Source organism: Burkholderia sp. BC1, from assembly GCF_052683555.1.
In genome coordinates this window covers 92267-117876 of record NZ_JBQYLP010000010.1, presented here as the reverse complement: position 1 = coordinate 117876, position 25610 = coordinate 92267, and the positions used below count along the sequence as shown (strand labels likewise).

Annotated in this window: 26 protein-coding genes; 5 read left to right on the top strand and 21 right to left on the bottom strand. The window is 67.7% G+C overall.

Translation table 11 applies throughout. The annotated features are described in order from the left end of the window. Positions 1-6: 6 nt before the first annotated feature. Genes ACSHSS_RS07500 through ACSHSS_RS07485 form a run of 4 tightly spaced genes read right to left on the bottom strand, consistent with a single transcriptional unit; the run spans position 7 to position 3781 of the window. Complete coding sequence (locus tag ACSHSS_RS07500; RefSeq protein WP_012216495.1) at positions 7-783, bottom strand: SDR family oxidoreductase; 777 nt, start codon at positions 781-783, stop codon at positions 7-9. A 58-nt stretch (positions 784-841) separates the two neighbouring features. After that, positions 842-2119 carry an L-fuconate dehydratase gene (locus ACSHSS_RS07495; RefSeq protein WP_035955527.1) on the bottom strand — a complete coding sequence of 426 codons (1278 nt, stop codon included), beginning with the start codon at positions 2117-2119 and terminating at the stop codon, positions 842-844. A 22-nt stretch (positions 2120-2141) separates the two neighbouring features. Beyond that, positions 2142-2984: an ureidoglycolate lyase gene (locus ACSHSS_RS07490; RefSeq protein ID WP_006414023.1), complete on the bottom strand. Its 843-nt coding sequence runs from the start codon at positions 2982-2984 to the stop codon at positions 2142-2144. Positions 2985-3016: 32 nt separating this feature from the next. Continuing rightward, positions 3017-3781: an SDR family oxidoreductase gene (locus ACSHSS_RS07485; protein WP_105855506.1), complete on the bottom strand. Its 765-nt coding sequence runs from the start codon at positions 3779-3781 to the stop codon at positions 3017-3019. Between the two features lie 671 nt (positions 3782-4452). Between ACSHSS_RS07485 and ACSHSS_RS07480 the strand changes: the two genes are divergently transcribed. Together ACSHSS_RS07480 and ACSHSS_RS07475 are read left to right on the top strand one after the other, a co-directional pair. Further along, positions 4453-4743: a DUF3331 domain-containing protein gene (locus ACSHSS_RS07480; RefSeq protein WP_006396408.1), complete on the top strand. Its 291-nt coding sequence runs from the start codon at positions 4453-4455 to the stop codon at positions 4741-4743. A 256-nt stretch (positions 4744-4999) separates the two neighbouring features. After that, positions 5000-5299 carry a DUF4148 domain-containing protein gene (locus tag ACSHSS_RS07475; protein ID WP_006396407.1) on the top strand — a complete coding sequence of 100 codons (300 nt, stop codon included), beginning with the start codon at positions 5000-5002 and terminating at the stop codon, positions 5297-5299. Positions 5300-5489: 190 nt separating this feature from the next. On the opposite strand, the gene ACSHSS_RS07470 is transcribed toward ACSHSS_RS07475, so the two are convergent. From ACSHSS_RS07470 to ACSHSS_RS07410, 13 genes are all read right to left on the bottom strand, one after another. Continuing rightward, the gene (locus ACSHSS_RS07470; RefSeq protein ID WP_175795062.1) at positions 5490-6470 is read right to left on the bottom strand and encodes an alpha/beta hydrolase; all 981 of its coding nucleotides are present in this window, start codon (positions 6468-6470) and stop codon (positions 5490-5492) included. Between the two features lie 17 nt (positions 6471-6487). After that, positions 6488-6976, bottom strand: a complete 489-nt coding sequence (locus ACSHSS_RS07465; RefSeq protein ID WP_006416717.1) for a thioesterase family protein — start codon at positions 6974-6976, stop codon at positions 6488-6490. A 6-nt stretch (positions 6977-6982) separates the two neighbouring features. Continuing rightward, the gene (locus ACSHSS_RS07460; protein ID WP_006406063.1) at positions 6983-7948 is read right to left on the bottom strand and encodes an L-carnitine dehydrogenase; all 966 of its coding nucleotides are present in this window, start codon (positions 7946-7948) and stop codon (positions 6983-6985) included. A gap of 85 nt (positions 7949-8033) precedes the next feature. After that, entirely contained in the window at positions 8034-8963 is a 930-nt protein-coding gene (locus tag ACSHSS_RS07455) for a BKACE family enzyme (protein ID WP_006396403.1), read from the bottom strand. A gap of 73 nt (positions 8964-9036) precedes the next feature. Then, positions 9037-9990: a choline ABC transporter substrate-binding protein gene (locus tag ACSHSS_RS07450; RefSeq protein ID WP_006396402.1), complete on the bottom strand. Its 954-nt coding sequence runs from the start codon at positions 9988-9990 to the stop codon at positions 9037-9039. A gap of 362 nt (positions 9991-10352) precedes the next feature. Then, positions 10353-11576 carry a porin gene (locus ACSHSS_RS07445; RefSeq protein ID WP_175795060.1) on the bottom strand — a complete coding sequence of 408 codons (1224 nt, stop codon included), beginning with the start codon at positions 11574-11576 and terminating at the stop codon, positions 10353-10355. A gap of 111 nt (positions 11577-11687) precedes the next feature. Continuing rightward, positions 11688-13193: an aldehyde dehydrogenase family protein gene (locus tag ACSHSS_RS07440; RefSeq protein ID WP_105855508.1), complete on the bottom strand. Its 1506-nt coding sequence runs from the start codon at positions 13191-13193 to the stop codon at positions 11688-11690. A gap of 36 nt (positions 13194-13229) precedes the next feature. Continuing rightward, entirely contained in the window at positions 13230-13742 is a 513-nt protein-coding gene (locus ACSHSS_RS07435; protein WP_105855509.1) for a c-type cytochrome, read from the bottom strand. Further along, entirely contained in the window at positions 13739-14239 is a 501-nt protein-coding gene (locus tag ACSHSS_RS07430) for a c-type cytochrome (protein WP_105855510.1), read from the bottom strand. The genes ACSHSS_RS07435 and ACSHSS_RS07430 overlap by 4 nt, the downstream gene beginning before the upstream one ends. Then, a complete protein-coding gene (locus ACSHSS_RS07425; RefSeq protein WP_175795058.1) occupies positions 14236-14781 on the bottom strand; it encodes a methylamine dehydrogenase light chain in 546 nt (181 codons plus the stop codon). The genes ACSHSS_RS07430 and ACSHSS_RS07425 overlap by 4 nt, the downstream gene beginning before the upstream one ends. Positions 14782-14820: 39 nt before the next feature. Next, a complete protein-coding gene (mauD, locus tag ACSHSS_RS07420; protein ID WP_006416715.1) occupies positions 14821-15456 on the bottom strand; it encodes a methylamine dehydrogenase accessory protein MauD in 636 nt (211 codons plus the stop codon). Further along, positions 15453-16049, bottom strand: coding sequence for a MauE/DoxX family redox-associated membrane protein (locus ACSHSS_RS07415; protein WP_035955539.1), 597 nt, complete (start codon positions 16047-16049; stop codon positions 15453-15455). The genes mauD and ACSHSS_RS07415 overlap by 4 nt, the downstream gene beginning before the upstream one ends. Before the next feature lie 7 nt (positions 16050-16056). Then, positions 16057-17214, bottom strand: a complete 1158-nt coding sequence (locus ACSHSS_RS07410) for an amine dehydrogenase large subunit (protein WP_175795057.1) — start codon at positions 17212-17214, stop codon at positions 16057-16059. 242 nt (positions 17215-17456) lie between these two features. Here ACSHSS_RS07410 and ACSHSS_RS07405 point away from each other — a divergent pair, with 242 nt between their 5' ends. From ACSHSS_RS07405 to ACSHSS_RS07395, 3 genes are all read left to right on the top strand, one after another. Beyond that, entirely contained in the window at positions 17457-18419 is a 963-nt protein-coding gene (locus tag ACSHSS_RS07405; RefSeq protein ID WP_175795055.1) for a helix-turn-helix domain-containing protein, read from the top strand. A gap of 82 nt (positions 18420-18501) precedes the next feature. Next, positions 18502-19446, top strand: coding sequence for a GlxA family transcriptional regulator (locus ACSHSS_RS07400; RefSeq protein WP_105855513.1), 945 nt, complete (start codon positions 18502-18504; stop codon positions 19444-19446). Positions 19447-19558: 112 nt separating this feature from the next. Then, positions 19559-19927 carry a YbjQ family protein gene (locus ACSHSS_RS07395; protein ID WP_006396390.1) on the top strand — a complete coding sequence of 123 codons (369 nt, stop codon included), beginning with the start codon at positions 19559-19561 and terminating at the stop codon, positions 19925-19927. A gap of 33 nt (positions 19928-19960) precedes the next feature. On the opposite strand, the gene ACSHSS_RS07390 is transcribed toward ACSHSS_RS07395, so the two are convergent. The 4 genes from ACSHSS_RS07390 to ACSHSS_RS07375 form a co-directional block, all read right to left on the bottom strand. Next, entirely contained in the window at positions 19961-20662 is a 702-nt protein-coding gene (locus ACSHSS_RS07390) for a PepSY-associated TM helix domain-containing protein (protein ID WP_012216481.1), read from the bottom strand. Beyond that, positions 20659-21342 carry a Fe2+-dependent dioxygenase gene (locus ACSHSS_RS07385; protein WP_006396388.1) on the bottom strand — a complete coding sequence of 228 codons (684 nt, stop codon included), beginning with the start codon at positions 21340-21342 and terminating at the stop codon, positions 20659-20661. The genes ACSHSS_RS07390 and ACSHSS_RS07385 overlap by 4 nt, the downstream gene beginning before the upstream one ends. Before the next feature lie 45 nt (positions 21343-21387). Continuing rightward, positions 21388-23592, bottom strand: coding sequence for a TonB-dependent receptor (locus ACSHSS_RS07380; RefSeq protein WP_105855514.1), 2205 nt, complete (start codon positions 23590-23592; stop codon positions 21388-21390). Between the two features lie 572 nt (positions 23593-24164). Continuing rightward, a complete protein-coding gene (locus ACSHSS_RS07375) occupies positions 24165-25415 on the bottom strand; it encodes an MFS transporter (protein WP_105855515.1) in 1251 nt (416 codons plus the stop codon). Between the last annotated feature and the right edge of the window lie 195 nt (positions 25416-25610).

Here is a 25610-nt window from a genome sequence, read left to right as displayed (position 1 = left end):
TCGCGTTCAGACGAGCGCACGATCGAGATGCGTATAGCCGCCGTCGACGAACAGCCACTCGCCCGTCGTGTGCGACGCGCGCGGCGACAGCAGGAACACGGCCGTATCGGCGATCTCGTCCGGCGTCGTGAAGCGCCTGCCGAGCGGCACCTTCGCCGCGATCTCGGCGAGCTTCGCCTCGGGATCCTCGAACGTCGCGATCCAGTTCCGGTAGAGCGGCGTCATGACCTCGGCGGGAATCACCGCGTTCACGCGCACGCCGTGCTCGCGCAGCGCGACCGCCCATTCGCGCGTCAACGCGAGCTGCGCGCCCTTCGATGCGCAATAGCCGCTCGTATTGCCCTGCCCGGTCACGGCCGTCTTCGACGAGATGTTGACGATCGCGCCGCGCGTCGCCTTCAGATGCGGCACGCAGTAATGCGCCATCGCGTAGTAGTGGATCAGGTTGCGCTCGAGCGATGCGACGAACGCGTCGCGCCCCGCGTCGAGGCCGATGCCGTCGTTGACGCCTGCGTTGTTCACGAGCCCGTCGAGGCGGCCGAACGTCGCGATCGTCTGCGCGACCGCGTCGCGGCATTGCGCATCGTCCTGCAGTTCGACCGGCAGATACGTCGCGCGCGGCTGGCGTTGCGCGAGCGCGTCGAGGAACGCGCCGTCGGGCGCGTGGCGCGCGAACACGACCGGAATCGCGCGTTCTTCGGCGAGCCGCATCGAGATCGCGCCGCCGATGCCCGACGCGCCGCCCGTCACGATCACGACCTTGTCCTGCAGATTCAGATCCACTTCGCGTCTCCGTCGTTCATGTCGCGGCCGCGCAGGCCGTCTGTCGGCCGCATTTGCGTCAGCCGCGGAACCGGTATTGCTCGAGCGAGGCGGGCTTCATCTCGATCGAGAAGCCCGGCGCGCTCGGCGGCAGATACGCCGCGTCGCGCACGATGCACGGCGCGACGAAATGCTCGTGCAGATGATCGACGTACTCGGTCACGCGCCCTTCCTTCGTGCCCGCGATGCATACGTAGTCGATCATCGACAGGTGCTGCACGTACTCGCAGAGCCCGACGCCGCCCGCATGCGGGCACACGGGCAGCCCGTACTTCGCGGCCATCAGCATCACCGCGAGAATCTCGTTCACGCCGCCGAGCCGGCACGCGTCGATCTGCACGACGTCGATCGCGCGACGCTCGATGAACTGCTTGAACAGCACGCGGTTCTGGCACATTTCGCCGGTCGCGACCTGCACCGGTGCGATCGCCTCGCGGATCTTGCGATGCCCTTCGACGTCGTCGGGGCTCGTCGGCTCCTCGATGAACCACGGCCGCGCGAACGCGAGCGCACGCACCCAGTCGATCGCTTCGCCGACTTCCCACACCTGGTTCGCGTCGATCATCAGCTTGCGGTCCGGGCCGATCACGTCGCGCGCGATCGACACGCGGCGGATATCGTCGTCGAGATTCGCGCCGACCTTCAGCTTCACGTGATCGAAGCCCGCATCGACCGCTTCGCGGCAGAGCCGCTGCAGCTTGTCGTCGCTGTAGCCGAGCCAGCCCGCGGACGTCGTGTAGCACGGATAGCCTTCGCGCTCGAGCACTGCGATCCGGTCGGCCTTGCCGGGCGCCTGGCGGCGCAGCAGGTCGAGCGCCTCGTCCGGCGTCAGGCAGTCGGTCAGATAGCGGAAGTCGATCGCACGTACCAGCTGCTCGGGGCTCATGTCGGCGACGAGCCGCCAGAGCGGCTTGCCTTCGACCTTCGCCCACAGGTCCCACACCGCGTTGACGATGGCGCCGGTCGCGAGATGAATCGCGCCCTTGTCGGGGCCGATCCAGCGCAGCTGGCTGTCCGACGTCACGTGCCGCCAGAAGCGGCCCATGTCCTCGCGGATCCAGTCGAGATCGAGACCGACGACGAGATGCCGCATCGCGGCGATCGCCGCGCAGCAGATCTCGTTGCCGCGCCCGATCGTGAACGTGAGCCCGTGCCCTTCGAGCCCGTCGCGGTCGGTTTCGAGCACGACGTAGGCGGCCGAGTAGTCGGGATCGGGATTCATCGCGTCGGAGCCGTCGAGCTGGCGCGAGGTCGGAAAGCGCACGTCGAGCACGCGTATCGATCGAATGAGCGTCATGAGGAACCGTCCGCGAAAAAGATCAGGCCTGTACCGTGCGCTGGCGCTGCTCGCCCAGCCCGTCGATGCCGAGCGTCATCACCTGCCCGGCACGCAGATAGACGGGCGGCTTCTGGCCGAGCCCGACGCCGGGCGGTGTGCCGGTCGAGATCACGTCGCCCGGCTGCAGGCTCATGAAGCGGCTCAGATAGCTGATCAGGTAGGGCACGCGAAACACCATCGTCGCGGTCGTGCCGTTCTGATAGCGATGGCCGTCGACCTCGAGCCAGAGTCGCAACGCATGCGGATCGGGCACTTCGTCGGCCGTCACGAGCCACGGCCCGATGGGGCCGAACGTGTCGTTGCCCTTGCCCTTGTCCCACGTGCCGCCGCGTTCGAGCTGATATTCGCGTTCCGACACGTCGTTGACGACGCAGTAGCCCGCGACGTGCGACAGCGCATCGGCTTCGGCGATGTAGCGGCCGCCGCGGCCGATCACGACGCCGAGCTCGACTTCCCAGTCGGTCTTCTCCGATCCGCGCGGAATCTCGACGTCGTCGTTCGGCCCCGAGATCGCGCTCGTCCATTTGCCGAACACGACGGGTTCCTTCGGCACGTCCATGCCCGACTCGGCCGCGTGATCCGAATAGTTGAGCCCGATGCAGATGAACTTGCCGACGCGGCCCACGCAGGCGCCGATGCGCGGCGTGCCTTCGACGAGCGGCAGCGACGACGGCGGTATGTCGCGCAGCCGCACGAGCGACTCCGGCAGCAGCACGTCGCCGGCGATGTCGTCGACCACGCCGGACAGATCGCGGATCTGTCCGTGCGCATCGAGCAAGCCCGGTTTTTCACGATGTTTGTCGCCGAATCTGAGCAGTTTCATGTCGCGTCAACAGGAAAGGAGAAGGGGAACGGTCAGTTGGACCAGCCGCCGTCGATCAGATGAATCGCGCCCGTCGTGAACGACGATTCGTCGGAGGCCAGATACAGCGCGAGCGCCGCGACTTCGTCCGGGCTGCCGATGCGGCCCATCGGCTGACGCGCGACGAACGCCTGTCGCACGGTGTCGACCGGCACCTGCCGCGCGCGCGCCTGCTCGGCGATCCGCTGCTCGAGCGACGGCGACGCGATCGTGCCCGGGCAGATCGCGTTGCAACGAATGCGCTGCTCGACGAAATCGGCGGCGATCGACTTCGTGAGGCCGATCACGGCCGCTTTCGTCGTCCCGTAGACGAAGCGGTTCGGCACGCCCTTCACGCTCGACGCGGCCGAGGCCATGTTGACGATCGACGCGCCACCGGCCGCGATCATCGCGGGCAGCAGCGCGCGAGCGAGCCGGTACATCGACGTGACGTTCAGCTGCCACGAGAAGGTCCATGCCGCGTCGTCGCAGTCGAGGATCGAGCCGTGATGGACGTAGCCCGCGCAGTTGAACAGCACGTCGAACGCGGGTTCGGCTGCCGCCAGCGCCGTGATCGCGGTCGGGTCGGTCACGTCGAGCCGGCGCGTGGTGACGCGCGTGCCGCCCGCGTCGGCGTCGGCCGCGAGCCGCGCGAGCGCGGCTTCGTCGATGTCCGTCGCCAGTACGTCGGCGCCTTCGCGCGCGAAGCGCAGCGCGGTCGCTCGGCCGATGCCCTGACCGGCGGCCGTGACCAGCGCGCGTTTGCCCTGCAATCTCATGAGCCGCTCTCCGATGACGTCGCCAACGCCCGTCGACCGCCGTACATTGGCGCAATGGACCAAAGGTCCAACCAATCATAGGAAGCGATTCCGCGTTTGTCACGGACCGGCAATTCAGTGTTTTCCCGAGCGAACGGATCGCGCGGCGGCGCCGCGATGCTGCCCTCCGCGGCACGGCGACCGACCCGCATCATTCGCCGCACAGCCAATACCGGCACGGCTTTCAGGCCGTCGCCGCAGGCCGCGTCGCGGGCCCGTTCGTCGAAACTGACCGAATCGCCATCTTCGCGTCAGGGTCTCAACGGGCCGCGCGCGCGATCATCCGAAGACCGGGCCGCGCGGTGCGTCGCCAGCGCCCGCCGCCGATCCCCGCGGGCGTCTCCGTCCCCCGGCGGCGCACCCCGTGACTGGGCGAGCAGACACGGTTGCGCGGGCCCGTTTTGCCGCCCCGGACGTTCGCGTCCGGGGCGTTTTTGTGCGTGCTTGCGCAAGAAAATAAGCGTGGATTGTTTCTGAATCGGCAAAAGGTAATTCAATCCAGACAGGATGTTTTTTCACGTCACAGACGCTTACATTTACCGCACCACTCATGGAAACCCTAACGGAAACGCCACCGGGCACTGAGACCTGTTGCCCGGGCGCACACCGCACGAGCTTTAGGAAACGGCACAATGAAGGCTTCCAAATCTTTGCCTGCGCTCGATCCCGCCGACGTCCACGTCGAAATCCTCGAACAGTCCGATACGCTGCTCGTCGTCCGCTGGGTCGAACCCGGCCGCTGCCACTACGGCGAGCAACGCTGGCGCCGCCGCTTCGCGCAGCGCACCGGCACCTGCGCGCTGTCGCGCCAGGTGATCCATCGCGGCGACGAAGTGTTCCGCCCCGCCGAGCGTCCGGCGCCCGCGAATGCCGGCGCGATGATCTCCGCGGCCGAAGTGCTCGGGCTGTCGAGCGGCAAGTAACGCGCTTCGTCGCGCACCGGCAGCGCGGTCGCGCCATGCCGGCACGCCGCAGCCGCCGCGCGCTTTTCTTCATACTTATTGCGTCAGTTGCAAAGAAAGGCGAATGAAAGATTGATTCTTGCGCCGACTGTTACGACCCAGGAAACAATTTATCGTCAAAATCAGCGTTTACCCTGAGACCACCGGTCACTACCATGGAGTCAATCGCTCAAGACATGGTGTCGCGAGCGAACCGAATAAAACACCGGAGGTCATCATGAAATCGCTCGTTATCGCCGTGGCTGCCGCTGCCGCCCTGTCCGCTTCGTTCAGCACGTTCGCCCAAAGCACCGTGACGCGTGCGCAAGTGCGCAACGAACTGGTTCAGCTGGAAAAGGCCGGCTACAAGCCGGGTCTGGCAAGCCCGTACTACCCGAACGACATCCAGGCCGCCGAAGCACGCGTGCATGGCGCCGACGCAAGCGGCTACGGCGCACAGCCGGCGCCGGTCGTCCACTCGGGCGCGCCCGCTGCCGCGACGTCGAACGCACGCGATTCGATCTTCTTCGGCCAGTAAGCCGAAGCGCCCCGAGCGGGCGCCGCGCGTTGCGCGATGAAGCTGTATCCGGACGAGCCCGTCATACGGGCTCGTCTTTTTTTGCGAAGCACCGCATACCTCCGCCGCCCGGCAACGGGTGGCTTCGCCCGGGCGCATCGCGTCCGGGCGCTTTTTCGTCGGCGGTACGCGCACTGCGCGCGCAGGCCGGCTAGGTATCGGGCGCGAGCAGGAACGCGCCGACCATGCGGTGCAGGCGCGCGGCCTGCGGACTCGTCGCGAGTGCGCGCCAGCAGCCGTGCACGAGCCCCTCGCCCATCCAGTAGCGCGCACGGCCGCCGGCCGCGCGAATCCGTTCGACGTACACGCGCGCATCGTCGCGCAGCGGATCGTGCTCGGCACCGATCGCGAGCACCGGCGGCAGTCCGTCGAAACGGGCGGCCTCCAGCGGCAGCGATGCGCGCAGCAGCGGATCGGCGTGCGACGCGCGATCGCCGCTGCGCGCCGTTGCCTCGCCTTCGCCCCAGTACCACGCGCGATAGCGATGCACGTCGTCGAGCGTCAGCATCGGCGCATGCGCTTCCGTCTCGCGCGCCGGCGATTGCGGTTCGAAGCCGAGCATCGGATAGACGAGCGCGACGCCGTCGACGCCCTCGATGCCGCGCGCGTCCGCATCGCGCAGCACGGTCGCGACGGCCGCCGCGAGATTGCCGCCCGCGCTGTCGCCGGCGAGCGTCAACGGCGCCGCGCACGGGCCGAACGGCAGGCGCGCATCGCGTGCCGCGCGCGCAACGGCCGCGCAATCCTCGAGCGCGGCCGGCGCACGATGCTCGGGCGCGAGCCGGTAGTCGACCGCGATCACCGCGAGGCCCGTATCGGCCGCGAGCTGCGCGGTGATCAGCTGATGACTGTCGAGCGAGCCGACGACGAACCCGCCGCCATGAAAAAACAGCACCGTGCCGCGCGGCGCGCCGTGCGTCGGCGCGTAGCGCCGCAGCGCGATCGGCTGGCCGTGCGGCGCGTGCCATACCGCGTCCTGCCGTGCGATGCCGGCCGGCAGCATCGTGGGCGTCCACGCGGCCGCGAAGCGGTCGTACAGGCGACGCTGCTCGTCGGGCGCGCGCGCTGCCGCGCCCGGCGGATACCACGCATCGACCGCCGCGACGAACGCCGCGATTTCCGCTTCGAGCATCGCGCGGCCCGCGTACGCTAGCGGCGCGGCGGCAGCGCGATCACGCGGCCCGCATACGCGGGCGCCGCGCAATCGCGCTGCAACGCGTGAAGCTCGGCCACGCGCGCGGCGACGTCGTCGTCGAACGGCGCCGATTTCGCGCCGCCGCGCGTATCGACGTGCAGCAGCATCTGCTCGCTCGCCGACACCGCACCGTCGTGCCCGTCCGCGAACAGCTCGAGATACAGGTGCAGCCGCTTCGCGTCGTGCGCGAGCACGCGCGCATCGACGCGCACGCGCGTGCCTTCCTTGATCTCCTGCAGATAGTTGACGTGCGCTTCGAGCGTATAGATCGAGCGGCCGCGCTCGCGACGCGCGGCGTCGTCGAGACCGATGCGGTCCAGCAGCGCATCGCTCGCGAAGCTGAAGATCAGCAGATAGAACGCGTCGCGCAAATGGCCGTTGTAGTCGACCCACTCGGGCCGCACGACGTCGCGGTAGAGCGTCAGCGGGGTATCGCCGGTCATGTTCGTTCAGTCCTCGAATCGCATCCCATGCCGCGCCTTCACCGCGGCGATCGCCTTCAGCACCTCGGTAATGCACTCGTCGCGATAGCGTTCGAGTTCCTTGATGCTGCGCTTGCCCTGCTGCTCGCTCGTGCCGTCGACGACGCGATCGATCAGTTCGTCGGTCAGCGTCGGCGCGACGAGCTTCGTCCACGGCAGTTCGAGCGCGGGGCCGAACTGCTGCATGAAGTGTCGCATGCCTGCGTCGCCGCCGGCCAGCGTGTAGGTCAGGAACGTCCCCATGAACGACCAGCGGATGCCTGCACCGAAGCGGATCGCGTCGTCGATTTCGCCGGTCGTCGCGACGCCTTCGTTGACGAGATGCAGCGCCTCGCGCCACAGCGCTTCGAGCAGCCGGTCCGCGATGAAGCCCGGCACTTCCTTGCGCACGTGCAGCGGCCGCATGCCGAGCTTCCGATAGATCGCCATCGCGGCCTCGACCGCTTCGGGCGACGTGCGCGCGCCGCCGAGCACTTCGACGAGCGGCAGCAGATACACGGGATTGAACGGATGGCCGACCACGCAGCGCTCCGGATGCGTCGCGCGCGCATAGAAATCGGTCGGCAGCAGCCCCGACGTCGACGATGCGATGATCGCGTCGGGCTTCGCCGCGCGGCTGATCTGCTCGTGCAGCTCGAGCTTCAGCGCTTCGCGCTCGGGCGCGCTTTCCTGGATGAAGTCGGCGTCGGCGACGCAGGCTTCGATCGTCGATTCGAAACGCAGCCGCGCGGGATCGGCGCCCGCTGCAAGACCGACGCGTTCGAGCGCGGGCCACGCGTTCGCGACGTTCGCGCGCAACCGCGCTTCCGCGCCCGGCGCCGGATCCCATACCACCACGTCGAGACCGTGCGCGAGCGCGCGGGCGATCCATCCGCTGCCGATCACGCCGGTGCCGATGGCGGCGAACGTCTTGATGTCGGTTATCACTGCCATGTCAACGCATCCTTCAATTCGAGAGAAATCGGACGGCGCGCGCGCATCGTGCGCGCCGCCATGTCATATCGGTCGTTCGGCGCACTCACGCAAATTCGGCGATCGCGCGGCGCTCGAGCGGACGTTCGCCGCGCGGCGGCAGCCCGAGCTTGCGGCGGCCTTCGGCCGGCGTCAGCACGCGGCCGCCGAGCCGCTCGACGATTTCGCGTGCGCGCTCGACGAGCGTGCCGTTGCTCGCGTGGACGCCGCGGTCGAGCCACAGGTTGTCTTCGAGGCCGACGCGCACGTGCCCGCCGAGCAGCATCGCCTGCGCGACCATCGGCATCTGCATGCGGCCGATACCGAAGCCGGCCCAGTGCGCGCCCGGCGGCAGGTTGTCGACCATCGCCTTCATCGTGCCGGTGTCGGCCGGTGCGCCCCACGGAATGCCGAGACACAGCTGGAACAGCGGCGGATCGTCGAGCAGCCCTTCCTTCAGCAGTTGTTTTGCGAACCACAGATGGCCCGTGTCGAAGATTTCCAGTTCCGGCTTCACGCCGAGTTCCTGGATCCGTTTCGCGCCGGCACGCAGCTGCGCGGGCGTCGACACGTAGATGTAGTCGCCGTCGCCGAAATTGAGCGTGCCGCAGTCGAGCGTGCAGATCTCGGGCAGCAGTTCCTCGACGTGCACGAGCCGCGTGAGGCCGCCGACCAGATCGGTGCCCTTGCCGAAGCGCATCGGATCCTCGCCGGGGCCGATCTCGAGATCGCCGCCCATGCCGGCCGTCAGGTTGATGATCACGTCGACGTCGGCCGAGCGGATGCGGTCGACGACTTCGCGATAGAGGTTCGGGTCGCGGCTGCCGCGGCCCGTTTGCGGATCGCGCACGTGGCAGTGCGCGACCGTCGCGCCGGCCTTCGCGGCCTCGATCGCGGCGGCCGCGATCTCCTTCGGCGTGACCGGAATCGCCGGGTGTTTGCCGACCGTGTCGCCTGCGCCGGTGACCGCGCAGGTGACGATGACTTCGTGGTTCATGCTGTATGCCTCGCTTGAAACGGGTTGTGTCGCATTGCGCGGAAATCGTTGCGCGCGGCGCGCGCACCGGCCGTCACAGGCCGAGATACGCCTTCACCGCGGGCAGGCCGTCCTTGCCGTCGAACGTCTTCACGCCCGCGAGCCACGGATCGAGCACCTGCGGATTCTTCTTCAGATACGCCTTCGCGGCGTCGGCCGGCTTCGTCTTGTTCATCACGGCCTGCATCAGCTGGTTCTCGAGCTGCGTCGTGAAGCGCAGATTCGTCACGAGCTTGCCGGCGTTCGGGCAGCGCGTCAGGAAGTCGGGCGCGGTCAGCGTGTAGACGCGCGCTTCGCCGTAGTTCGGGCCGAACGCCGCGTCGCCGCCGGACAGGTAGTTCATGCTGATCTGGATGTTCATCGGGTGCGGTTCCCAGCCGAGGAACACGACCCACTTCTTCTCGCGGATCGCGCGCTCGACCGTCACGAGCATGCCCGCCTCGCTCGACTCGACGAGCTTGAACCCGCCCAGCCCGTACTGGTTCGTGTCGATCATCTTCTGGATCGTCGCGTTCGCGCTGCTGCCCGGTTCGATCCCGTAGATCTTGCCGTCGAGTTCCGCGCGGTGCTTCGCGATGTCGTCGAATGTCTTGAGGCCCGCCTGATATTCGTAGCTCGGCACCGCGAGCGTCGCCTTCGCGCCGGACAGGTTCGGCGGTTCGATGACGTTGATCGACTTGCTGTCGAGGAACGGCTGCAGCTGCTTCTGCTGCACGGGCCACCAGTAGCCGAGCGACACCTCGAGCTGCTTGCTCTTCAGGCCTGCGAACGAGATCGGCACGGAAGAGATCGTCGTCGTCGGTTTGTAGCCGAGCGCTTCGAAGACGGTCGACGCGAGCGCCGTCGTCGAGGTGATATCGGTCCAGCCGATATCGGCAAAGCGGACGTTGCGGCAGGAGGCGGCATCCGCATCGGCGTGCGCCGCCTGCATGAATGCGCCTGTCGTCAGCATGACCGCGGCCAGCGCGGCGATCTTCGTCGACTTCATGGTCTCTCCCGGTTCAACCGATGGGCCGCGGGTGCGCAGGATTGCGTCCCGGCCTGCATCGTGGACTCAAAAGTAACGAGCCATATTGGCGGCGAGAAGCCCGGCGGCGACCTTTTCTTGACTGGCTGCGACTATGAGTGGAAACCACTATGTTTCGCCGGATGCTTGCCGCACGGCGGTTTGCGCGTGGTTTTCGCGGATGCGGGTTTGTTTGGATGCGGCGTCGGGCGAGTTGCGGCGGGCGGTCCGTGTCGGGCTGCGGCGCCGTGTGCCTGCGCGGTGCGCGGCGCGCCGGGGCGAAGACGATCGGCGACCGCCGCCGGCATGCCGCGAGCGCGGCGTGTGGCGCGCGGCGTGGCTGCTCAGAAGTTGTGCCTCACCCCCATCGTCAATGCCAGCTGCCGGTTGCCGTTCGCATTCGGCAGGTTTGGAATCTGCGCATAGTTGACCGGCGCGCCCGTCGCCGGATCGCGGCCGATGCCGTGCCCCGCGGCCTGCTGGAAGAAACCGACCGCATACAGCGCCGTGCGCTTCGAGAGGTTGTAGGTCGCGCCGAGATTGACCTGATGGAAGGTCGGCGAGCCGCTCGCGTCGGTCTTCATCGCGTTGTAGATGTACGCGGCACCGAGCGTCAGCGCCGGCGACAGCGCGAACGCCGCATTCACCTCGACGATGTCGAAGCGTGCGTCGGCGCCGTGCGGGTGCGCGGCATCGGCAAAGTACCGGCTGTCGTCGAGCGCCGTATGCGTGTAGACGAGGCCGAGCGTCAGCGGCCCGATCGTGTACGCGCCGCCCGCGCCGATCGCCGTCAACGATCGCGCGTTCTGCAGCGTGCAATACATCGCGGCCGGGTTCGAGCACGCGAAATCGCCGATATAGCCGCTCGCGCCGCCGAGTGCCGCATCGAGCGGCCGGTTCAGATCGAGCACGCCCACGCCGAACGAGAACGGCGCGCGGTTGTAGCTCGCGGCGAGGGCCCAGCCGCGCTGCCGCGAGAAGTCGCCGGCCACGCCGCCGAACGAGAACGTGCCGCTGAACGAGAAGCCCGCGAAGGTCGGGCTCGCGTACTGAATCGCGCTGTTCAGGTTGAGCGCCGCGTTCAGGTTATCGACGTCGCCGATATGCGAGCCGTACAGCGTCGCCCACGGAATGCTCGATGCGTACGGCGCGAGCGTCGTCGTGTACGCGTCGAACTGGCGGCCGACGGTGAGCGTGCCGTAGCGTTCGTTCGTCAAGCCGACCCACGCGTTCTGATTGAACAGCGTACCGGCCTGCAGCAGGCTGCCGCTGCCCGTCCAGAAGCTGTTCTCGAGCTTGAACGTCACGGCCGTGCCGCCGCCGATGTCCTCGCTGCCCGTCAAGCCGATGCGCGACGGCGCGAGATTGCCGCCGCCGAGCTGCACGGCGCGGCCGCCGCGCACGCTGCCGTCGGCGCTCGTCGTCTGCTGATCGTTCGTATACGTGATGCCGGCATCGATGTCGCCATACAGCGTGACGCTGCTCGATGCCTGCACGCCCTGCGCGACGGCGAGCGCCGCCACCGCCGCCGCGATCCGGCGCGGCGTCGTCAGACTGTTCATCGTCATCCCCCTGATCGATCGCGTTCGTGTCGCGCGCGACGGACCGCGCATGCATCGGCCTGCCGTCGCGCGGCGCACTGCTGAAGCGAGCGGGCACGCGCGTGCGTGCCGCAGCGCTCACGCGTAGTTCATCATCACCGACTTCGTTTCCGTGTACTGGTCGATCACCGCGCGCCCGAGTTCGCGGCCGAAGCCCGACTGCTTCATCCCGCCGAACGGCATCGCGTTGTCGAGCAGCGAATGGCAGTTCACCCACACGGTGCCGGCCGCGATGCGCGGCACGAGCTTGTGCACGGCCGACAGATCGTTCGACCAGATGCTCGCGCCGAGCCCGTATGGCGTATCGTTCGCGAGCTGCACGGCCGTGTCGATGTCGTCGAACGGCATCGCGACGAGCACCGGCCCGAAGATCTCCTCGCGCACGACGCGCATCGCATGCGTCGTGCCGACGAGCACGGTCGGCTCGACGAAGAAGCCCGCGCCGTCGCGCGCGCGTCCGCCCGCGATCGCGCGTGCGCCGTCCTCGAAGCCGGACGCGATGTAGTCGCACACGCGCGCACGCTGCTTTGCCGACACGAGCGGCCCGATCTGCGTGGCCGGGTCCATGCCGGGCCCGATCTTCAGGCCGGCGGCAATCCGCGCGACGCGCTCCATCACGCGGTCGAACACCTTCGTGTGGACGTAGGCGCGCGAACCGGCCGTGCAGACCTGCCCCTGGTTGAAGAAGATCGCATTCGCGATGCCCTCGGCCGCCTTGTCGACGTCGACATCGGGCAGCACGATGACCGGCGACTTGCCGCCGAGCTCGAGCGACATGCGCGTCATGTTGTCGAGCGCCGCGTGGCCGATCGCCTTGCCGGTCTGCGTCGAACCGGTGAACGCGATCTTGTCGATGCGCGGATCGCGCGACAGCGCCGCGCCCGCCGTATGACCGTAGCCGGTCACGATGTTGACGACGCCGTCCGGAAAGCCCGCGTCGCCGATCAGTTCGCCGAGCCGCAATGCGGTCAGCGGCGTATCTTCGGCCGGCTTCAGCACGACCGTGCAGCCGGTCGCGAGTGCGGGCGCAAGCTTCCATGCGGCCATCAGCAACGGAAAATTCCACGGAATGATCGCGCCGACCACACCGACCGGCTCCTTGCGCGTATACGTGAACGTCTCGCTGCCCGGCAGATAGGGCATGCCGGCGTCGACCACGCTCCCCTCGATCTTGGTCGCCCAGCCGGCCATGTAGCGGAAGCACTGCGCGGCCATCGCGACGTCGAGCCCTTGCGCGACACTCACCGATTTGCCGTTGTCGAGCGATTCGATCTCGGCGAGTTCGCGCGCGTTCGCGTCGATCAGGTCGGCCAGCGTCAGCAGCAGACGCTCGCGGTCGGTCGTCTTCGCGGCACGCCACGGGCCCGTATCGAACGCGCGTCGCGCGGCCGCGACCCCGCGCTGCACGTCGTGCGCGTCCGCTTCGGGCACGCGCGCGATCGTGCTGCCGTCGGCCGGATTGACGACCTCGATCGTGCGGCCCGACGCGGCGTCGCTCCACTCGCCGCCGATCAGCATGCGTTTCGGCTTGGCGAGGAAGGCGCGCGTGGCGTCGAGCAGCGCAAAGTTGTCGTTCGTCTCCATCCTGGTTCTCCTGGAATCGGTCACAGCCGTGAGTGGTTAGTAGCGGTCGGCGACGCCGTCGATGCCGCGCTCGTGCAACGCGCGAACGAGCCCTGCGCGTACGGTCGCGACGTCGGACAAGGCGGGACGGCGATGCGCGGCGACTTCGTCGGCCGTATAGGGCTTGAAGTCGCGCGGCAGCGCATCGCGATTCATCGTCGTCAGCACCCAGTTCAATACGTCGGCGAGTTCCTGATCGGACAGCGCCGAATTCGATGCGCCGGGCACGCGCATCACGTACTCGCGTCCGGCCGGCACATGCGTGAAATAGCCGAGCGAGTTCGCAAGCGGCGGCACCTTGCCGGGAATGCCGCCGCCCGTTGCCGTGTGGCAGCCCATGCAGTTGAGTACCCAGTGCTGCCGCGCGAGCGCGGCATCGGCAACGTCGCCGGCCTGCGCGTGTGCCGCCATCGCACACGCGACGGCAGCGGCAGACAGCCACCGCGCGGCCACGCGCGTACCGATGCGACGCGCCGCGCCGCGGCGGCCCCGTGCACGCGCGGCAGTCACAGCCCGAGCCCCTTCGTCACCGCCGCGCGCTGGGCGTGCACGGCCGCGCCGTCCATCTCCTTCGCGCGGCCCGCGCGAATCTCGGCGGCGGTGAACGGCTTCGCATCGCCGTGCTGCGCGCCGAGATCGAACACGATGTAGTTCAGCACGTGCGCGATATCGTCGTCGCTCGCACTCGCAAACGACGGCATCTTGAAGTTGTAGTGCTTGTCGCGCACCGCGATCTCGCCGAACATGCCGTGCAGCAGCGTCGCGACGAGCTGCGCGCGGCCCTGCTCGACCGTCGCGTACTTGCCCGGATAGTCGGTCAGCGGCGGCGCGAGTCCGTCCTGCCCCTTGCCGCCCGCCTGATGACACACCGCGCATTGCGCATCGAACAGGCTCTTGCCCGCCGGGTAGTGCACGGCCTGCTGCGCGCCGGCTGCACCGGGCCACGCGAATGCGGCGGCCGCCGTCATGCATGCGCCCCCCCACTTGATTGCATCGATCGCCTTCATTGCCTTGCCGCTCCCAACAGGACCGAAACCGAACAGTGATAGTTCGCGTTGCCGTTCGCCATGCACCAGTTGATGTCGTTGTTCAGCGACAGCTTGTAGAGCGGCTTCTCGCGCTCGTTGCGGTTGCAGAAGCACTTGCCGCACGAGGTTTTTCCGCAGCAGTCGTTGTACGACACGATGTAGTCCGACCCGTCGTGCGGATTGCGGCAGGTGCCGATCCACGTGATCGGCGACGGCGTCGTGCCGGGCGGGCAGCTGCTCGACGTGCCGCCGCAGCCGCTGCAGAGCCACCCGTCGATCGCGCAGTATTTCCAGTAGTCGCAGCTCGTCGGATCGTCGCTCGCACCCGAGGCAGCGGCACCGCCCGCACTCGACGCGCCCGACGCCGCATCGGCCGCATACGCGGTGCGGTCGACGGGCAACAGCGGCAGCATCGCGGATCCGACGAGCACCTTGCCGAGCTTCGCCATCGCGCTGCGCCGCGAGCTATGCTGCGCGACGCCGCGCGCGGAGCGCTCGAACCATGAATCAAACAGCCCCATCTCGTTGTTCTCCCGTGACGTTGAAAAAGGTTCGGTCGCTCACGCGTGTTGCGCGTGTTCTTCGTGGCCGTGACGATCGCGATCGCCGTGCACGAACTGCTGCAGCGATGCGACGCCGCGCTCCTTCGCTTCGAACAAGCTCTCCAGATGCTCGCGCGTATTGACGAGCCCCTTCGCGCGCACCGTGCCCGTTTCGTCGAGCAGCACCGCGTAGGGCAGCTTGCCGATCTGATAGGCAAGGCCGAGCTCCTGCGACAGCACGTACGGGAAGCGTGCGAGGTCGTGCTTCTGCGCGAAGCGCGCATGCTCGTCGCGATCGCCGTCGCTGGCGAGCACGATGTCGACCGGCGTCGTTTCGCTCGCCTGCAGCGACGGCAGCAGCGGCAGCAGCTTCTTGCACACCGGGCAGGTCGGCGACAGGAAGAACAGCAGCGTCGAGCGGCCCGCCGTGTCGATGCCGCCGACCTTCACGCGCGTGCCGCGAATGTCGGTCAGCTCGAACGTCGGCGCGATCGCACCGACGGCCGGCCCCTTGTCGATCATCAGCGCGCCGGCCGGCATGATCCGTTCGTACAGGATGCCGATCTGACGGACGAGCGCGAGACAGATCGCGCCGAGCGCGACGACGGCAACCCACAACAGGGCGGTGGAAACGGCGAGAGCGGTTTGCATCATGAATTCCTCATAGCGGTCAGGCGCGGTACGTTGGCGAGCAGCACGTCGACGGTGAGCAACGCGCAGACGATCAGCGGTACGGAAAAGAACAGCGTCAGATAGTCGAACCACACGACGGCGCGTGTGTCGGGCGCGATCAGCGCCGTCGCGACCAGCGCGACGAGCAGCAGCACGCGTGCGACATGCAGCCAGCCGATGCGGCGCGGCGTGCCGTCGCCCGACGCAGCGGCGCCCGACGCATCGGCGCCCGGCGCGGCGCGGACGCCGGCGAACCCGGTGCAGCCGCAGTCGATGTCGGTGCGGCCGCGCAGGATGTTGGCGGCGAGCGCGGCCGCGAACGCGAGCAGCAGCGCGATCAGGCCGATCGCGGCGGCCGTGCGCGTATCGGGGAACAGCAGCGCGGCGGCGCCGAGCGCTTCGGCAAGCGGGATCGCGAGCGCGGCCGGCGCGACGAGTGCGTCGGGCAACAGCCGGTAGCCGGCCAGCGCGTCACGAAACGCGACCGGTGCGCGTAGCTTCGCAACCGCGCCGAGCAGCACGACGGCGGCCGCGCCGGCCTGTGCACTGGTGGCAAGTACGGGATCGATCGTCATCGCGACCTCACGGGTTGACGAGCAGCGTCGACGTGTTGCCGATCTGCTTCTCGACGTGCTGCAGCTTGCCGCTGCGCGCGTCCATCACGACGAGATCGGACGTCGCCGTCAGCCCGTAGAGCAGCGGCGCATCGTCGTCGCTGACCTGGATCGACACGAGCGGCTCGATCTTCTGCTGCGCGAGATCCCAGCGCGCGATGCGCTGCTTCGTCTTCAGGTCGTACACCCACACCTGCGTGCCGGGATCCTTGTGCGAGTGCGCGTCGCCTTGGTGCATCAGCACGTAGTAGCGGTCGAGCTTCGCGTGCACCGCGGTCTGCTGCATGCCGCCCGGACGCCACCCCTGCGCACGCTCCGCAGCGCTCAGCAGCGACCACGGCCGGCCGAACGACGGCTGATCGCCGGCGAAATCCGCACGCCGCACATTGCCGCCGAACGTCGTGAACAGATAGCCGCCGCGATACGGCGATGCATTCACGAATGCGGGATCGCGATCGACGTCGATGAACGCGTCCGACATCGTGCGCTTCACTTCGCGGCCGTTCGCGTCGAGCGTGACCGTCAACGCCTTGCCGCTTTCGCAGAGCGCGGTGAAGCGGTCGTCCGCGCTCGGATACGCGAGCACGCAGGCGGCCGTGTCGATCTCGGAGAGCACCTTCTTCGAGACTGCGTCGATCACCGTCACCGATGCCGCCGGCGTGATGTTCGCGACGTACAGCCGCTTGCCGTCCGCACTGAACGCCGTGTTGTACGGCGACGGCACGTGCTGCGCATGCTTCGCCGGAATCGCGATCTCGCCGGCATGATCGAGCGTCGTGTTGTCGGTCAGCTCGACGACGTCCGTGCGGGCGCCGTGCGAGCCGCGCGAGAAGTAGGTCGTCGCGACGTAGCTGGTCTTGTGATCGGGCGAAATCGCCAGGCCGGGCGCGAAGCCCGCGTCGATCTGGCCGAGCAGTTTTTTCGCGTCGGCGTCGTAGACGTAGATGCGTCCGTCGGTCATCGACGGCATCGAGATGTCGACGATGTAGATCTCGTGCGGATGCCATGGCGGCATCTTCTGCACGACCAGTTCCTCCGGTTTCTCTGCTGCGTGCGCGCCGCCGGCCGATGTCGCAGCGAGCGCCAGCGTCGCTGCGAGCGCCGCGGCTCGTCGCGTTGTCCTCATGTCGCCTCCAGTCGGAAAATCGTGTGATGTGGGGCGACTGTAGTTCGACAATAAATCGCGTCAGCACCCGGACCGGCAACGCGTGCGTGCCGATTCGGGATATTGGAAAACCGCCTGAAAGCCGCGCATCGCGCGCACGCTCCGACCCTCGGCGCGCCGCGCCCGGAATAACCCTCGGCCTTATTGCGCCGGCTGGGCGGCCGGTTTAATCTTGCGCCGTTTGCACGCTACCGGGAGGCGCTGTGTTGGTGTTTCACCAGACGTTCGACGACGCAGACCGACATGCCGAGGCGCTGCGCGGCTGGAATCAGCGCTACGACCAGATCGGGCCGGGCGCGTATCGCAGCGCGGTCAAGCATCTGGCGCTCGAGGGCCTCGAGCTGTTTCAGGAAACCGCGAACGTCCGCATCACACAGCGCGGCTGGCTGCCCGCCGGTCACACGGTGTTCGGCATGCCGCTCACCGGCGCCGGCGCATTCGCATTCGGCGGCGCGCGCATCGAACGCGGGACCATCGTGCTGGCGCGAGGCGGCGCCCCTTTCGAATTGCATTCACCCGACGACATGTCGCTGATCGGCGTGCTCGTCGATGCCGCGCTGATGGCGCAGATCGAGGATGCCGCCGAGTTGCGCATCGACGAACGCACGCTGCGGCGCGGCGTGATCGATCTGCCGATGGCCGCACGCATGCGCGCGGGCGTGCAGCTCGCGACGCTGCTCGAACGCGCGCTCGCCGCGCCGGAGGCGCTGCGTGACGCGCGCGTGCAGTGCGAGCTGCGCGGCGAAGTCGGCAACGTGCTCGTCGATCTGCTCACGTACTGGATGCCCGACGCGTCCAGTGGTCTCACGCAGGCGTGCCGCGCCGACATCGTGCGGCGCGTGCACGACTACGTGATCGCGCATCCGGAAGCGCCGGTCGACATCCTGAGCCTGTGCGCGCATTTGCGCGTGAGCCGCCGCACGATGCAGAACAGCTTTCAGTCGGTCGTGCAGACGAGTCCGCTCAACTACGTCCGCTCGCTGCGCCTCGCGCAGGTGCGCCGGATGCTGCTCGATACGCGGCAGTCCGATCTGTCGATCGCCGATGCCGCCGCGCATTGGGGCTTCATCCATCTCGGGCATTTCGCGAACGCCTACAAGGCACAGTTCGGCGAATTGCCGTCGACGACGCAGCGCCGCTCGGCGCGCGGTGCAAAATCGCACTGAGCCGGCCCGAAACCCGCGATAATCTGCGGCAGACCGTTGCGCCGTCGCACGCGACCTATCGTCGATTTCTTCCTACGCTCTCATGCCCGAGGATTTCCACTTCCTGCTGCTGCCCGGCTTTTCCGCGCTCGGCTTCATGTCCGCGGTCGAGCCGCTGCGCGTCGCGAACCGGTTTCGCACCGAGCTTTACCGCTGGCACGTGCTGAGCATCGACGGTGCCCCCGTGCGCGCGAGCAACGGCATCCCGGTCGCCGCCGAAGCCGCTTGCGCGGACGTCGAGCGCGTCGATACGGTCTTCGTCGTCGCCGGCTTCGAACCGCTCGCCTGCTACACGCGCGCGCTCGGCGACTGGTTGCGCCACCAGCATCGGCACGGTGCGACGCTTGGCGGCATCGATACGGGCAGCTTCGTGCTCGCGGAAGCCGGGCTGTTCGACGCGTCGCAGCCGCTGACCGTGCACTGGGAAGCGCTCGCCGCGTTTCGCGAGCGCTATCCGCGGCTGAAGGCAACGCAGGAGCTGTTCGAGATCGACGCGCGCCGCATCACGTGCGCGGGCGGCACCGCGTCGATCGACATGATGCTCGACCTGATCGGCCGCCGGCACGGCGCCGAACTCGCGGCCGTGATCTCCGAACAATTCGTCGTCAGCCGGATCCGGCAGCGCTCGGACAGCCAGCGGCTCGAAATCGCCGCGCGCTACGGCGTGCACAACCGCAAGCTGATCCAGGTGATCGGCACGATGCAGCGCCATATGGAGAACCCGCTCGGCTCCGACGCGCTCGCGCAGGAAGTGTCGATCACGCGCCGCCAGCTCGAACGGCTGTTCAGCGCGACGCTCAACGACACGCCGACGCGCTTCTATCAGAACCTGCGGCTCGACCGCGCACGCGAACTGCTGCAGCAGACGGACATGAGCATCACGTCGGTGTGCGTCGCGTGCGGATTCGAATCGCCGTCGCATTTCTCGCGCGCGTATCGCGCGCGCTTCGGGATGAGCCCGCGCAACGACCGGTGCGCGACGCGCTGAAGCGGCCGGCACTTGCACGGCGTACCGGCACCGGCGCCGGCGCCGGCATCGGAACGTATGGCGGGCCGGCTACAATCGCCGTTCGACCCGCAACCGATGGACGGCTTTCCCGATGACCGACGCTCCCCGCTCTCCCGACGCACTGTCGCCCGATCGCGTCACGACCGCATTCGACCTGCCCGGCCATACGACGGTGCGCGCGCTCGGCGTCGCGCAAGGCATCGTCGTGCGCTCGCGCTCGATCGTCGGCACGTTCGGCGCGTCGCTTCAGACGCTGTTCGGCGGCAACATCACGCTCTATACGTCGCTGTGCGAAAAAGCGCGCCAGCACGCGTTCGACAAGATGCTCGACGACGCGCGCCGGCTCGGCGCGAACGCCGTCGTCGCGATGCGCTACGACTCGACCGAGATCGGCTCGGGCGTCACCGAAGTCATCTGCTACGGCACGGCCGTGCAGGTCGCGCCGGACGCGGGCCGCTAGCGCCGGCTCGAAGCAATACGCGCCGGGCGCGCTTCAGACGCTCGCCGTACACACGATCGCGACGATCGAGCCGATCACGAGCAGCGCACCGACCGTCTTGCGCTTGTTGAGCCCCGTCCACAGCAGCACGCCCGTCAGCGACAACAGGATCAGCGCGCCGGCCAGCGTATCGACGAGCAGGACCCAGCCGATGCTCATGCCGACGCCCTTGTGCAGATTCGTCAGCCACGCGAGCGTGCCGTTGCCGGTACGCTTGAGCGTGATCGCGTCGCTGCCGACCCAGTAGTCGACCGCGACGTTCTCGCGCGGCGACGCGAACACGAGCTGCCAGTGCTCGGGCTGCACGGTCTCGCGATCGCCCCATGCGACCGGATGCGCGGGTTCCTGCTGCACGCGGCCCATGCGTGCCGGCAGATGCAGATCAGGTTGCGCGTGCAACCACTTGGCGAGTTCACGCGGCGACGCGGGTGCCGGGACGGGCACCGCGAGCCGCAGCGTGTCGACGCGCGGCGCGCCGGTCTGGATGCGCAGCGGCGGCGCACGATGATTCAGCAGGAAGCCGGTCGTGCCGAACAGCAGCCCGAGCGCCGCGCCCCACAGCCCGACCCAGCCGTGTATCTTGCGCAGCCATTGGAGGAACGTGCCGCGACGCGAGCGCGCGCTGCCGGTCCGCGCGCCGGGCGCCGTCCGCGACACGGGCGTCGCTGCAATTTCGACGGAATCGATCACGCTCACATCTCGCTCCAGATTCGCAAAAGGTTGTGGTAGCAGCCGACGAGGCTGCGGCATGCCTGCGGATCGGCACCACCGGCATTGAGCCGCTGGATCGCCGTATCCATGTCGAACAGCAGCGCGCGCTGCGCATCGCTGCGCACGAGGCTCTGCACCCAGAAGAAACTCGCGACGCGCACGCCGCGCGTGACCGGCGTGACCTGATGCAGGCTCGTCGCCGGATAGACGATCATGTCGCCGGCCGGCAGCTTCACCTGCTGCACGCCGTACGCATCCTCGATCACGAGTTCGCCGCCATCGTATTCGTCGGGCGCGGACAGGAACAGCGTGACCGACACGTCGGTGCGCAGCTTGACGCCGTTCGGCAGCACGCGCACCGCGCCGTCGACGTGGCTGCCGAACGTCATCCCGCCTTCGTAACGGTTGAACAGCGGCGGATAGACCTGATTCGGCAGCGCCGCGCTGATGAAGAGCGGATGGCGCTCGATCGCCGCCAGGATCACGTCGCCGAGCTCGCGCGCGATCGGCGAATGCTCGGCGATCTGCTGGTTGCGCTTGACCGGCGCGCCCGTGTAGCCGGCCGTCGCGCGGCCGTCGACCCAGGCGTCGCCCGCCTGATCGAGCCGGTCGCGGATCATGCGCACCTGCTCGGGCGTCAGCACGTTCGGAATGTGTACAAGCATCGTCTCACCTGTTTCGTCGATTGGCACGCCGGCCGCACGCGCCGCTCAGAACCGGTAGTCGAGCGTCGCGAGGAACGTGCGCCCGATGCCCGGCACCGCGCGGCCGCCGTCCGACTGGATCAGCGCATCGTAATAGAACTTGTCGGTCAGGTTCAGCACGTTGAGCCGCAGGTCCCACCGCTTCGCGTGATACGCGGCCGTCGCGTCCCAGCGCGTGTAGCCGCCCACCTGCACGTAGTTCGTGTTGGCCGCGTAGCGCCCCGACATGTAGGTCGGGCCGCCGCCGATTTCCCAGTGCGGCGTGAACGCGTACGTCGTCCACAACGTGAACGTGTTGCGCGGCGTGTTCGCGAGCGTCTTGCCCTGCGTGCCGTCGCGCGCACTGAGGATCGTGCCGTTCATGTATGTATAGCTGCCGAACAGCTGCCACTTCGGTGTGATATGGCCCGTCACGCTCGCCTGGAAGCCGCGCACGCGAATGTCGCCTTCGAGCAGGTACTCGCCCGTCGAGGTCTGCGTGCGCGCATTGCTCTTCTCCTGCTGGAACAGCGCCGACGTGACCGACAGATTGTCGTTCAGCAGATCCCACTTGCCGCCGACCTCGTACGACTTCGTGTGTTCGGGCGACAGGTTCTGCGTGTTGTTCGTGACCGTCAGCGTCTCGAGCGACGGGTTGAACGACGTGCCGTACGAGAAGTAGTACGACTGCGATTCGGTCGGCTGATAGATCACGCCGGCACGCACGCTCGTGAAGTTGTTCGTCTGCGACGCGTAGCCGGGCGCGCTGATCGTGTTCGCGAGATGCGCGCGGAAGCGATCCCAGCGCAGCCCGCCGACGAGTTTCCAGTCGCGGCCGATCGATACCGTGTCGTTCAGATACGCGGCGAGCGTCGTCGCGCCCGATTCCGTGTGGTTGGCCGGCGTCTGCGTCGCGTTCGCCGCACTCGACGACAGATACGCCGGATCGATCAGCGACAGGATCGGTAGCCCGCTGCGCGTGTATGCCTGATTCGTATAGCTGTCGTGGCCGACTTCGACGCCCGCGATCAGGTCGTGCTTGATGAAGCCCGTGTCGAATTTGAAACGCGCCATCGTATCGTTGTCGATCGAATGGTTTTCGATCACGCGATCGTGGCTCGCGAGCCGCACGTACAGCGCCGACATCGGCAGCGACGTGTAGTTGCCGTTCGTCAACGCGGTGCTCGACGACAGCGGCCCCGTCAGCACCGCGTTCGCGGCCGTCTCGCGCGCGTCCGTCATCGAATGCGAGAACGACGTGCGGTTGCTGATCGTCAGCGCGTCGTTCACGCGATGATCGATCCGCGCGGACACCGTCTGCACGTCCTGGATCGTGCGGTCGTCGGTCAATCCGTAGAACGTGTGCTTCGATGCGGGCGCCGGATGGCCGTTCACGGCGAGCACGCCGTAATCGGGCATGTCGTAGTTGTGCTGGATCAGCGCGGACAGCGTGATCTCGGTCGGCGTGCCGATACCGAAGCGCAGTTCCGGCGCGATCCCGTAGTCCTTGTTCTTCATCACGTCGCGCGTCGAGCCGAGCGACTGGCCGAACGCGTTGATGCGCAACGCCGAGGTCGCGCCGAGCGGCCGGTTCAGATCGACGCTCGTGCGATAGCGGTCGTCGGTACCGATCGTCGTCGACACTTCCGCCGACGGCTTCAGGTTCGCCTTCTTCGATACCTGGTTGATCACGCCGCCCGTCGAGCCGCGCCCGAACAGCATCGATGACGGGCCGTACAGCACCTCGACCGCATCGAGATCGAAGGTGTCGCGGTAGTACTGGTTGCGATCGCGAAAGCCGTCGAGATAGATGTCGTTCTGCGCGGTGAAGCCGCGCAGGTTGATGTTGTTGCCGATCTGCCCGCCTTCCGCGCCGCCGATCGTGATGCCCGGCGCATTGCGCAACGCATCCTGGAACGACGTGAGCCCCTGCGACTCGATCAGCGCCTTGTTGATCACCGTGACCGACTGCGGAATGTCGCGCAGCGCGGTGGGCGTCTTCGCGCCGACCGTCGAGCGCTCGGCCTGGAAGTCCTGCTGCACGGCCTGCCCCGATACGCTGATCGTCGGCAGCGCGTCGCGCACGGCGCCGGAGGCGGCCGGCGTCGAATCGCCGGGTGCGGCGGCAGCGGGCGAAGCGTCGACACGCGCACTCTGTGCGACGGCGGGCGAAGCAATAGGCAAAGCAAAGGCCAACGCGAGCGCGCTCGCGAACGGGGTCCTGTTCGGCATGGCAATTCAGTGTGGATGAACCGGCCGCGTGGACGCGCGGCGATACGCGCGCACGAGGCACGATGCGTTGGCTTGCCGGCCGCGGACGCTCGGAATCAGCGCCGACGAGGCTGGCTGGCTACGGTTGACAGGTGACCGACGACAGCGCCGCAGCGGTCATGCAAATGAGAATCGGTATCATTCCATGTATTTCTTTTTGTTTCAATTGATAACCGCATCGTCAGACGAAAGCGAGATGTTTCGGAAAATTACAGAAAGGATAGCGTAATTTTAATAATGATTATGTAATGATCGTGCGCCGATTCATCCGAGGAAAAGAATCGTGTCAGCCTTGACCAGAAAGGCTTTGACGCATATGCCGTTTTGAAGTCCGCACGCGCATTCGAGCGCTTCCGACAACGTTCTGCCGAATCGACATTCCGCATCCAGTTGCATGGCTGCCGGCGTTTTTTATCGGTCGGAAGATTGCACGGGCCGAAAACGTTGTTGATTCGACAGAAACAAGAAGGCTATTTGAAATAAACCGCACGCAATATGTCCGCGGCGGTCGCCGCACACGTGACTCTCGCGCGTCACCGATCGCGTTCGAGCGACGTCATGTTGCGCAGCGTCGGAAAGAGCCGCATCCACGCGAGCGCGACCGCGATCGTGGCCGCGCCGCCGACGACGATCGCCGCGGGCGCGCCCCACCACGCGGCCGTGACGCCCGATTCGAATTCGCCGAGCTGGTTCGACGTGCCGATGAACAGCGCATTGACGGCGCTGACGCGGCCGAGCATGTCGTCGGGCGTGCGCAGCTGCACGAGCGAGAGCCGCACGACCACGCTGATGACGTCGGACGCGCCGAGCGCCGCGAGCGCGACGAGCGACAACGCGACATGCCGCGACAGGCCGAACACGATCGTCGCGATGCCGAACGCGATCACGCCGCCGAACATCGCGCGGCCGGGCCGCGCCTTCAACGGAAAACGCGTGAGCCAGAGCGTGCCCGCGAGCGCGCCGACGGCGGGCGCCGCGCGCAACGCGCCGAGCCCCCACGGCCCGACCTGGAGGATGTCGCGTGCATAGATCGGCAACAGCGCGGTGGCACCGCCGAACAGCACCGCGAACAGATCGAGCGACAACGCGCCGAGTATCGCCGGCTCGCGCCGGATGAACGCGATGCCGGAAAACACCGAGCGCAGCGTCACGGGCTCGCGCGCCGGCGGCGCGCTGCGCAGCGGAATCGTGCCGCTCAGCAGCGCGGCGATCGCGAACGCGGCGACGCTCGTGCCGAACGCGACCGGCGCACCGAGCCCGTACAACAGCCCGCCGAATGCCGGCCCGAGAATCTGCGCGGCCTGATTTGCGGACGTCGACAACGCAGTCGCACGCGGCAGCTCGGCGCGCGGCACGACGGCGGGCAGCAGCGACGAGACCGACGGCGACTCGAATGCGCGCGCGGTGCCGACGATCGCCGCGAGCGCATAGACGCCGGGCGCGGCGAGCCATCCTTGCGCGGCGCCGAGCAGAAACACGCCGGACGCCAGCGCTTCCATGCTCTGGCAGATCGTCGCGATGCGCCGCCGGTCGAAGCGGTCGGCGACCTGCCCGACGACGAGCGTCAGCGCGAACATCGGCACGAACTGCGCGAGGCCGACGAGGCCGAGCGCGAACGCGCTGTGCGTGAGCGCGTACACGTACCAGCCGATCGCGACCGACAGGATCTGGAAAGCCAGCGACGACATCACGCGCGTGCCCCAGAACCGTCGGAACGGAGCGTGACGAAACAGATTGGCGGGCAGTTCGGAAGCGGTGCGGGCGTCGGGCAACGGAGCGGTCATCGGTCTCTCGGCTGGGCGGCGCGGCGTGCCGCCGGCCGCATGACCGGACGGCCCGATCGCGGCCAAGCCGCGATGATAAGACAAATGCGCGCGCGCAGCCGGCCTGCGCTGCGCGCCGTGCCGCGCACAAAAAAAAAGCGCGAACCGCAGTTCGCGCGAAAGAGAGACCTCGCTGAAGACGTCGAACGAGCCGGT

Bases quoted from the DNA above. Each gene is read 5' to 3' on its own strand.
- ACSHSS_RS07485 (WP_105855506.1), bottom strand. From the start codon at position 3,781: ATGAGATTGCAGGGCAAACGCGCGCTGGTCACGGCCGCCGGTCAGGGC.
- ACSHSS_RS07410 (WP_175795057.1), bottom strand. From the start codon at position 17,214: ATGAGGACAACGCGACGAGCCGCGGCGCTCGCAGCGACGCTGGCGCTC.
- ACSHSS_RS07415 (WP_035955539.1), bottom strand. From the start codon at position 16,049: ATGACGATCGATCCCGTACTTGCCACCAGTGCACAGGCCGGCGCGGCC.
- ACSHSS_RS07400 (WP_105855513.1), top strand. From the start codon at position 18,502: ATGCCCGAGGATTTCCACTTCCTGCTGCTGCCCGGCTTTTCCGCGCTC.
- mauD (WP_006416715.1), bottom strand. From the start codon at position 15,456: ATGATGCAAACCGCTCTCGCCGTTTCCACCGCCCTGTTGTGGGTTGCC.
- ACSHSS_RS07450 (WP_006396402.1), bottom strand. From the start codon at position 9,990: ATGAAGTCGACGAAGATCGCCGCGCTGGCCGCGGTCATGCTGACGACA.
- ACSHSS_RS07455 (WP_006396403.1), bottom strand. From the start codon at position 8,963: ATGAACCACGAAGTCATCGTCACCTGCGCGGTCACCGGCGCAGGCGAC.
- ACSHSS_RS07440 (WP_105855508.1), bottom strand. From the start codon at position 13,193: ATGGAGACGAACGACAACTTTGCGCTGCTCGACGCCACGCGCGCCTTC.
- ACSHSS_RS07495 (WP_035955527.1), bottom strand. From the start codon at position 2,119: ATGACGCTCATTCGATCGATACGCGTGCTCGACGTGCGCTTTCCGACC.
- ACSHSS_RS07425 (WP_175795058.1), bottom strand. From the start codon at position 14,781: ATGGGGCTGTTTGATTCATGGTTCGAGCGCTCCGCGCGCGGCGTCGCG.
- ACSHSS_RS07375 (WP_105855515.1), bottom strand. From the start codon at position 25,415: ATGACCGCTCCGTTGCCCGACGCCCGCACCGCTTCCGAACTGCCCGCC.
- ACSHSS_RS07385 (WP_006396388.1), bottom strand. From the start codon at position 21,342: ATGCTTGTACACATTCCGAACGTGCTGACGCCCGAGCAGGTGCGCATG.
- ACSHSS_RS07465 (WP_006416717.1), bottom strand. From the start codon at position 6,976: ATGACCGGCGATACCCCGCTGACGCTCTACCGCGACGTCGTGCGGCCC.
- ACSHSS_RS07380 (WP_105855514.1), bottom strand. From the start codon at position 23,592: ATGCCGAACAGGACCCCGTTCGCGAGCGCGCTCGCGTTGGCCTTTGCT.
- ACSHSS_RS07480 (WP_006396408.1), top strand. From the start codon at position 4,453: ATGAAGGCTTCCAAATCTTTGCCTGCGCTCGATCCCGCCGACGTCCAC.
- ACSHSS_RS07470 (WP_175795062.1), bottom strand. From the start codon at position 6,470: ATGCTCGAAGCGGAAATCGCGGCGTTCGTCGCGGCGGTCGATGCGTGG.
- ACSHSS_RS07395 (WP_006396390.1), top strand. From the start codon at position 19,559: ATGACCGACGCTCCCCGCTCTCCCGACGCACTGTCGCCCGATCGCGTC.
- ACSHSS_RS07475 (WP_006396407.1), top strand. From the start codon at position 5,000: ATGAAATCGCTCGTTATCGCCGTGGCTGCCGCTGCCGCCCTGTCCGCT.
- ACSHSS_RS07445 (WP_175795060.1), bottom strand. From the start codon at position 11,576: ATGACGATGAACAGTCTGACGACGCCGCGCCGGATCGCGGCGGCGGTG.
- ACSHSS_RS07430 (WP_105855510.1), bottom strand. From the start codon at position 14,239: ATGAAGGCGATCGATGCAATCAAGTGGGGGGGCGCATGCATGACGGCG.
- ACSHSS_RS07490 (WP_006414023.1), bottom strand. From the start codon at position 2,984: ATGAAACTGCTCAGATTCGGCGACAAACATCGTGAAAAACCGGGCTTG.
- ACSHSS_RS07460 (WP_006406063.1), bottom strand. From the start codon at position 7,948: ATGGCAGTGATAACCGACATCAAGACGTTCGCCGCCATCGGCACCGGC.